At 75.5% G+C, this 8,221-nt stretch carries 8 protein-coding genes and 2 pseudogenes; 8 read left to right on the forward strand and 2 right to left on the reverse strand.

Annotated elements, in window-relative coordinates; translation table 11 throughout:
* From AB0C69_RS33410 to AB0C69_RS33440, 7 genes and pseudogenes are all read left to right on the forward strand, one after another.
* Positions 1-247: pseudogene (locus AB0C69_RS33410) on the forward strand (type II secretion system protein); the annotation flags it as partial.
* Positions 244-1,161, forward strand: a complete 918-nt coding sequence (locus AB0C69_RS33415) for a type II secretion system F family protein (RefSeq protein WP_345176806.1) — start codon at positions 244-246, stop codon at positions 1,159-1,161. The pseudogene AB0C69_RS33410 and the gene AB0C69_RS33415, both read left to right, overlap by 4 nt.
* Positions 1,162-1,213: 52 nt before the next feature.
* Positions 1,214-1,435 carry a hypothetical protein gene (locus tag AB0C69_RS33420; protein ID WP_089314798.1) on the forward strand — a complete coding sequence of 74 codons (222 nt, stop codon included), beginning with the start codon at positions 1,214-1,216 and terminating at the stop codon, positions 1,433-1,435.
* A 5-nt stretch (positions 1,436-1,440) separates the two neighbouring features.
* Positions 1,441-1,881 carry a TadE family protein gene (locus AB0C69_RS33425; RefSeq protein ID WP_360358908.1) on the forward strand — a complete coding sequence of 147 codons (441 nt, stop codon included), beginning with the start codon at positions 1,441-1,443 and terminating at the stop codon, positions 1,879-1,881.
* Positions 1,878-2,336: a TadE family protein gene (locus AB0C69_RS33430; protein WP_345176811.1), complete on the forward strand. Its 459-nt coding sequence runs from the start codon at positions 1,878-1,880 to the stop codon at positions 2,334-2,336. Before AB0C69_RS33425 ends, AB0C69_RS33430 begins: the two co-directional genes overlap by 4 nt.
* A complete protein-coding gene (locus AB0C69_RS33435) occupies positions 2,333-2,818 on the forward strand; it encodes a pilus assembly protein TadG-related protein (RefSeq protein ID WP_353833704.1) in 486 nt (161 codons plus the stop codon). Before AB0C69_RS33430 ends, AB0C69_RS33435 begins: the two co-directional genes overlap by 4 nt.
* Positions 2,819-2,882: 64 nt before the next feature.
* On the forward strand, positions 2,883-5,906 hold the full coding sequence (locus AB0C69_RS33440; protein WP_360358910.1) for a BTAD domain-containing putative transcriptional regulator: 3,024 nt from the start codon (positions 2,883-2,885) through the stop codon (positions 5,904-5,906).
* A 9-nt stretch (positions 5,907-5,915) separates the two neighbouring features.
* Here AB0C69_RS33440 and AB0C69_RS33445 read toward each other — a convergent pair whose 3' ends face one another.
* Positions 5,916-7,130: a YncE family protein gene (locus AB0C69_RS33445; protein ID WP_360358912.1), complete on the reverse strand. Its 1,215-nt coding sequence runs from the start codon at positions 7,128-7,130 to the stop codon at positions 5,916-5,918.
* Between the two features lie 214 nt (positions 7,131-7,344).
* Between AB0C69_RS33445 and AB0C69_RS33450 the strand changes: the two genes are divergently transcribed.
* Positions 7,345-7,830, forward strand: coding sequence for a pyridoxamine 5'-phosphate oxidase family protein (locus tag AB0C69_RS33450; protein WP_360358914.1), 486 nt, complete (start codon positions 7,345-7,347; stop codon positions 7,828-7,830).
* On the opposite strand, the pseudogene AB0C69_RS33455 reads toward AB0C69_RS33450, so the two are convergent.
* Positions 7,791-8,221: pseudogene (locus AB0C69_RS33455) on the reverse strand (NYN domain-containing protein); the annotation flags it as partial. The gene AB0C69_RS33450 and the pseudogene AB0C69_RS33455 sit on opposite strands and share 40 nt — an antisense overlap.

Raw genomic sequence — 8,221 nt, forward strand, 5'->3', positions numbered from 1 at the left:
GCTCGCCGTGTTCAACCACTCCTACGTCGAGCCGTACGACGACGTCCTCGGGCAGCTCGTCCTCTGCATCGTCGTCGCCCTGTACGGCGCCGCCTTCCTGTGGCTGCGCCGCCTGTCGCGGTACGAGATGCCCGGCCGGTTCCTCAGCGAGCCGCGCGGGGCCGCCCAGCCCGGCGTGCCCGGCGAGGTGCCGAGCACCGTCGCGGGCTGGCAGGGCCGCGCCGCCGAGGGCGGTGGCGTCCCGTGAACGCCGCGATGATCGCCGGGGCCGTCGTCGGGTTCGGCCTGTACGTGCTCTTCCGCGCGCTGTTCCCGTCGCGGCCCGGCCTCGCCGCGCGGATGGCGGCGCTCGACGCCGCCCGCCGCCGCGACCTGGAGCAGCGGCGGTCCGGGACGCCGGCGCCGACGCCGGGACGGTTCGGCGGGACGCGGGAGAAGCTCGGACGGGAACTGGCGCGGATGTGCGAGGCGCGCGGCTGGCGGCTGCGGTCGGTCCGCGCCGACCTGGCGATCACCGAGCGGTCGCTGGAGGCGTTCCTCGCCACCAAGTTCCTGCTGCCCGCCGCCGCGCTGGTGTTCATCCCGCTGGTCGTCGCCTACTTCACGCTGCTCGGGCTCGGCTCCTCGGTCGCCGTCCCGGTGTGGATCTGCGTGCTGTTCGCCGGCCTGTTCTTCTTCTTCCCCGACATGCAGCTCCGGCAGGAGGCGCAGTCGCGCCGGCAGGACTTCCGGCACGTCGTCGGCGCGTTCCTCGACCTGGTGTCGATGAACCTCGCGGGCGGCCGCGGCGTCCCCGAGGCGCTGATGACCGCCTCGAACGTCGGCGAGGGCTGGGCCATGCACCGCATCCGCGACGCCCTGGCCAACGCGCGCATCACCGGCCAGACGCCCTGGCAGGCGCTCGGCGGTCTCGGCGAGGAGGTCGACATCGCCGAGCTGCGCGACCTCGCCGGCGCGCTCGCGCTGGTGTCCGACGACGGCGCCCAGATCCGCAAGTCCCTCGCCGCCCGCGCCGCGTCGATGCGCAGCCGCGAGCTGTCGGAGCTGGAGGGCAAGGCGGGCGAGCGCTCCCAGTCGATGCTCATCGCGCAGCTGTTCCTGTGCGCCGGCTTCCTGATCTTCCTCGCCTATCCGGCCCTCATGCGGGTGCTGGCCTCATGACCGCGAACCTTCCCCGACCCGTTCACCGACCCACGCCCCTGGAGCTGTCACGATGAGCCCGCTCAATCCCCTGAACGACCCGGCCGTCGTCTACCTGCGCGCCCTGCTCGGCACCCGCCTGGCGCGACTGCGGGACGAGGAGGAGCGGTGCCGCGGCGCGTCCGCGATCGAATGGGCGATCATCACCGCGATCCTCGCGCTGATCGCGATCACGATCGGGGCGGTGATCCAGAAGAAGATCCAGGACAAGGCCAACAGCATCAACACGGGCTGATCGCCGTGCGGCCCAGGGAACCCGGCGCCTCCTCCGACGCGGGCGCCTCGTCGATGGAGTGGGCGCTGCTCACCCCGGTCCTCATCATGATGATGCTCGCCGCGGTGCAGTTCGCCATGGTCTTCCACGCCCGGCACGTCGCCCTCGCGGCGGCGCAGTCGGGCGCCCGCGTCGCGCGCACCTCCCCGGTCGGCGGCGGCTGGGAGGGCGCGGCGACCGCGAAGGCGTCCTCCAGCGTGCGCGAGATCGGGCCGAACCTGCTCGGCGGGCTCCAGGTCCGGGCGGGGGAGGAGAACGACGAGCGCTGGGTCGAGGTCAGCGGCGAGGCCGTCCAGGTCGTCCCGTTCATGAGGTTCCACGTGTCGCAGCGCTCGCAGGGCCCGATCGAGTGCTTCCGTCCCGACGTCGGTTCCGGGACGGCGTGCCAGCGGGGAGTGGGCGGATGAGGGCCCGCCTGCCGCGCCTCGTCGCCGACGGCGGGTCCATGTCGCTGGAGATGGTCCTCGTCACGCCCATCTTCGTCGCGTTCCTGCTGTTCCTCGCGGGCGCGGGGCGCATGGTGGACGCCAAGAGCCAGGTGGACGGCGCGGCCCGCGACGCCGCCCGCGCCGCGTCCATCGCGCGCAGCGCGGGAGACGCGGAGGGCCTCGCCTCCGACACCGCGTCCGCCGGGCTGCGCGGCACCTCCTGGTGCTCCGGCGGCCCCACCGTGGAGACCGACGTGTCCGGCTGGGGGCCGGGCGGCAGCGTCGACGTGACCATCACCTGCGACGTCGACCTCGGCGACCTGGCGTTCATCGGGCTGCCCGGCAGCAAGCGGCTCCAGGGGCACGCGATCGCGCCCGTCGACACCTACACCTTCCGCGGGACGGACGACGAGCCGCCGGAGGACACGCCATGACGGGACCGCGCAAGGCGCCGGGACGGCGGGGCCGGCCGGAGGCACGGGCCGTCGGCGACGGTCGCGACCGGGGCACGATCGCGATGTACACGGTGCTGTTCACCCCGGTCGTCATCCTGCTGGCCGGGCTGCTCGTGGACGGCGGCCTCGCCATCCACGCCCGGCAGCGCGCGGCTGACATGGCCGAGCAGGCCGCCCGCGCGGGCGCGAACCAGATCGACCCCGACGCCCTGCGGCAGACCGGCAAGCCCGTCCTCGACCCCGGCAAGGCCCGCGCGGCGGCGTGCGACCTGCTGGCCTCCTACAGCGACCAGGTGACCGGGTCACGGTGCGACGCCGACGAGCAGGAGGTCGCCGTCAGCGTGCGGATCAGCGTGCGGCCCCAGCTGCTCGGGATCATTCCGGGCTTCGGCGAGTTCCAGATGACCTCCAGCGCGACCGCCCGCCCCGTCACGGGCGGACCGGGAGGAACGAACCCGTGAGCATCGGCGAGAACAGATCTACCATGAGGACGACGTCCAGGGACCGGAGAACGGCAGGGGCGCGATGGTGACGCGGCAGGAGCGCAGGACACCCGTCCGGGTGCGGAGGCAGCGCAGCGCGGGCGACGTGCTGGCGGGGATCGGGGCGCTCGTCCTGCTCGCCGCGCTGATGGCCGGCGTCCCGTTCGCGCTGTTGACGATCTTCGGTTCGCCGCTGCCGGACCACGTGCCGTCCGCGTCCGACCTCACGCACCGGGTGGGCCCCGGCTCGCTCATCGCGATCCTCGTGGTGCTGGTGTGGCTCGCCTGGATCCAGCTCGCGGCGTGCGTGGTCGTCGAGGTGTACGCGGGGATCCGCGGCGTCGGCGTCCCCGCGCGGGTGCCGCTCGCGGGCGGGACGCAGTCGCTCGTGCACCGGCTCGTCGTGGCGGCGCTGCTGCTGTTCACCGCCACCACTTCGATCATGCCGGCGCTCTCCGGCGGGCTGGCCCAGCGTCCGCCCGCCGTGCAGATGCAGCCGCAGGCGGCGGAGTTCCACCAGATCCCCGAGGCGCCGGAGCGGCCCGCCGCCGCCCCGGCCGCCGAGAACCTCGCCGCGAGCCCGGCCGAGAAGGCCGCCACCACCAAGATCTACCGGGTGCGTCCGCCCGAGGGCCGGCACCACGAGTCCCTGTGGGAGATCGCCGAGAAGTGCCTCGGCGAGGGCCGCCGCTACAACGAGATCTACTCCCTCAACAAGGGCCACATCCAGCCGGACGGGACGCGGCTGACGATCGCGAGCCTGATCCGTCCCGGCTGGATCCTGGAGATGCCCGCGGACGCCAAGCACGCGCAGGTCATCCCCACCAAGGACCTCCAGGACTACTTCCGGCACGGGCACGCCGTCCCCGACGCGCCCGCCAGGCCGAACCCGGCCCCGCCCGCGGCGCCGAAGCCCACCCCGCCGGCGCAGCAGACGCCGCCTGCGCATCAGGCGCCACCGACCCATCAGGCGCCGCCCACGCACGAGCCGCCCACACACGAAGCCGAGCCGACGCAGCCGCCCGCGTCGCAGGCCCCGCCGGTCGTCCCGCGGCCGTCGGCCTCGCCGACCCCGGCGCCGCAGCACACCGAGCCGAAGGCGCCCGCGCCGGAGAAGTCAGGGCCGGAGAGGACGGAGACCGCGCAGCCGCCCGCGCACGACGGCGGGACGGAGAGGCCCTCGGCCGAGACCGGCGACAGGTTCGACGTGAGCTGGCCGCACGGACTCGCCGCGGCGTCGCTGCTCGCCGCCGGGCTGCTCGGCGCGCTCGGCCGGCGGCGCCGCACCCAGATGTGGCACCGCGCGTTCGGGCACATGATCGTCCGGCCGGAGGGGGCGGCCGTCGAGGCGGAGCGGGCCCTGCGGATCGGCGCCGACGACGACGCGGCGCGGCTGCTCGACCTCGGGCTTCGGCACATGTCCAAGTCGATGGCGGCGGGCGGGCGCGCCCTGCCGACCATCTACGGCGTGCACCTCGGGCGCGGCAGCCTCGACCTGTGGATCGCGCCCGCCGACCGGAACCCGCCCGCGCCCTGGCAGGCGTTCGACGACGGGCAGGTGTGGCGGCTGGGCGCCGACGCGCTGCCGGGCCTGGAGGCCTCCGACCTCGCCGACGTCCTCGCCCCCTACCCCGGCCTGGTCTCGATCGGCACGAACGACAACGGCCGCATCCTCGTCGACCTGGAGGCCGCGCACGGGCTGATCGCGCTGCGCGGGCCCGAGGAGACCCGCCGCGCCGTGCTGTCGGCGGTCGCGCTGGAGCTGGCCACCAACCGCTGGTCCGACCACATGCGGATCACGCTCGTCGGGTTCGACGCCGAGCTCGGCGAGGGCCTGGCGGAGATCGCCCCCGACCGGGTCCGGTCCGTCCCGACGCTGGAGGACGCGCTGCCCGAGCTGGAGGGCCGCAGCGAGGAGGTGCGGCAGGCGCTGGCCGCGTCCGGCGTCGACTCGGTGCTCACCGGGCGCTGCCGCGGCGTGTTCGGCGAGGCGTGGATGCCGCACTACCTGATCATGGCCGACCAGCCCCCCGAGCGGGACGCCGACCGGCTCGTCGCGCTGGCCCGCACCGGCACCCGGATGGCCGCCGGCTACCTCGTGCCCGGCGACGTGCAGGGCGCCACCTGGACGTGGGACGTCGACGCCGCCGGGCGCCTGACGGCCGGCGTGCTCGGCTTCGACGTCGAGGCGCAGCTGGTCGGCGACGACGACTACCGCGGCGTGTTCGAGCTGTTCCGCACGGCCGCGCGGCTGGAGCCGGTGGAGCTGCCCGGCCTCGCCGGAGGCGAGGAGCCGCCGACCGCGCAGGAGTCGTCGGTGGAGGTCCGGCTGCTCGGCCCGATCGAGGTCGACGCGCCGGGGCCGATGGACGAGTCCCGCCGCGAGCTGTGCACGGAGCTGCTGGTGTACCTCGCGGCGCACCCGGAGGGCGTCCATCCGACGGTGCTGTCCGGCGCGGTCTGGCCGCGCGGCGTCTCCGCCGGGGTCCGCGACGCGTGCGTGGCCCGCGTGTCGGACTGGCTCGGCCGCGACGCCCGGGGCCGCCCCAACCTGTACTACGACGACCGGGGCCGGATCCGGCTCGGCTCCGAGGTGCGCGTCGACCTGAACGTGTTCCGGTGGCTGGTGTGGCGGTCGGCGGCCGAGCCGGCGTCCGAGACCGCCTACATGGCGTACGCGCTGGACCTCGTCCGCGGCCCGCTCCTCGCCGACCGGCCGCGCGGCCGGTACGCCTGGCTCGCCGACCACGACCTGGAGTTCGAGGCGCCCGCGCGGGTCATCGACGTCGCGCACCGCCTCGTCGTGCTGCGGCTGGAGGAGGGCGACCCGCGCGGCGCGGTGGGCGCGGCCCGCGCCGGGCTGCGGCTCGCCCCCGAGGACGAGGGCCTGTGGCGCGACCTGCTCCGCGCCACCCACGCGACCGGCGACGTCGCGCAGGTCCAGGTGGCCGTGGACGAGCTGCGCGGCCGCGTCGTCCGGGACCCGCTGTTCGACGGGCTCCAGCCCGAGACCGAGGCGCTCGTCGAGGAGCTGCTCCCCGACTGGCACCATGTCGGTTCGCGCTAGCCGGCCCCGCTAGCGGTACAGGCCGGTGCCGCCCAGCGAGTAGCGGCCGGGCTGCGGATGCACGCACATCCCCGCCGGGCGCCCGCCGACCCGGACGGACCGGACGACGTGCCCGGTCCGGGTCGAGACGGCGTAGACGAGCCCGGCGGGGTCGGCGAGCCACAGGGCCGTCCCGTCCGGGGACACCCCGCCCGGCGCGGGCGAGCCGCCGCCGGGCAGCGGCCAGCGCGCCGCGACCCGCCGCGTTCCGAACTCGACGGCGGTGACGGCGCCGCCGCCGACGACGAAGAGCCGGCGCGCGTCCCTGCTGATCGCCAGGCCCCGGGCGCCGGCCCCCGTCCGGACGAACCCCAGCGGGGTGAACCGCCGGGCGTCCACCAGCCACACCCCGCCCTGCCGGGCGTCGGCGACGTAGAAGGCGGACCCGTCGGGGGACAGGCGCAGGTCGCCGGGCCGCGCTCCGCCGGGCAGCCGCAGCGTGCCGGAGACGGCGCGGCTCGCCAGGTCGACGCGCGCGAGCAGGCCGGCGGCGGCGCACGTGGCCACCAGGGACGCGCCGTCGGGGGTGAAGTCGGCGTGGCCGGCCGCGCACGGCAAGGGCGCCGTCCCCCGCGCCGCCATCGTGCGCGGGTCGCGCACGTCGATCCGGTCCGGGCGGCGTGCCAGGACGAGCGCGTCGCGGCCGTCGGGGGAGAAGTAGAGCCCGGTGGGCGCGGTGACCCCGACCGGGCGGCCCAGTCTCCCGCTGCGCGGACCGAGCGGGACGAGCAGGCCGTTCGCGCGGTCGGTGGCCCACAGCCGCCGCAGATCCCACGACGGCGCCACCCGCGACGCCGGCGCCCCGGTGGGGAACCGGCCGACGAGCCTGAGCCCGGCGGGGTCGAGGACGTCGACGTACGGGCCGTTCGGCACGTACAGCCGCGCCGGCAGCCCGCGGGCCGCCGGGGCGAGCATCCCGGGGCCGGTGGCGGCGTAGACGCGGCCGCCCGCCGGCGCGACGGGCACCCCGCCGGGCGGCCCGGACTCGGACGCGCGCGGCGCGCCGCCCGGACGCGCCGGCAGGTAGGGCGCCGGTCCGCCGAGCCCGACGACCGGGTCGTCCGGGGAGCCCTCCCCGGGCCGGTAGAAGGGGACGGGCGACTCGCACCCGGCCAGGCCGGTCAGCGCGAGGGCCGCGGCGAGCGGCAGCGCGGCGGCCCGTGATCGTCCCTTGTGAGGTTGCATGCGCGGTCTCCCCCATTCACGGCGGGGACCTTACCTAGGGACGACGTTCTGCATCCGGCTAATTGCCAAACGTGTTCACTGTGGAGACGGTATCGGGTGCCGGCCGGTCCGCGGGGTGCGCGGTTCACCGCCACGAACGGCGCAAAGCTCGCCGGCCGCTCTAAAAAACACTTACGTCTTTTTAAATTCGGTCCCGTTCTGAGGGGAGCGATCGATGACCCTGGCGCACTGGCCCGACACCGTCGACGACATCATCGGCGGCGACCAGGCCGTCATCCTCGCCACCGTCACCCCGGCCCGCGGGGTGGTGCTCACCCCGGTCACCAACTTCGGCGCACGTGACCGCGACGGCGGAACCGTCACGGTGAACAGTTCGGTCGGAGGCTGGAAGAAGCTCCAGCGCATCAAGCGCGAGCCCAGGATCGCCCTGGCCTTCCACACGCGCGACCACGGCTACAGCGACCGGCCTGAATACGTGCTGGTCCAGGGCACCGCATCGCTCTCGGCCCCGCTCGGCGACTACCCCGAGACGCTGGGCGCCGACTCCGGCGCCGACGGCTCGTCTACCGGCTCGGAATGGGCGCCGCCATGCGCGTCGCCCACCGACGCGCGCGCCGCGCAGGCCACGACATCCTCCGCTGAGGCGCCGCGGCCGGTCCGTCAGTCGGACTTGCCGATGCCTATGCCGAACTCGCGGTAGACGCGCTCCCAGAAGCCGTCCCGCAGCCAGGTGCGGGCCTCCTGGTAGGGGCGCAGCGAGCCGCCGAGCTCCTTCTCCGCCTCGATCAGCAGCTCCTTGTCGATGACGGGCGGCAGGATCGGGCCGGGCAGCAGGTCGCGGATGTTGTCCCGGCCGCGCTCGAAGATCCACTTCTGGGCGACGTGCTCGCCGATCTCCAGCATGTGGTCGCGGTCGGGGCCGAGCTTGCCGTCGGACGGCGCGGCCGTGGCGGAGTTCAGAGACGCGGCCACCGTGGCGGGGGTGGCGGCGCCCGGCATCGGGACGGCCGCGCGGGCCGCCGCGGGCGTCGGCTTGACCGCCGGGGGACGTCCCGCGAACACCTGCGACGGCGACGGGACGGGGCTGGTGC

This window comes from Actinomadura sp. NPDC048032 (assembly GCF_040653175.1).
Classification (GTDB): Bacteria; Actinomycetota; Actinomycetes; order Streptosporangiales; family Streptosporangiaceae; genus Spirillospora; species Spirillospora verrucosospora.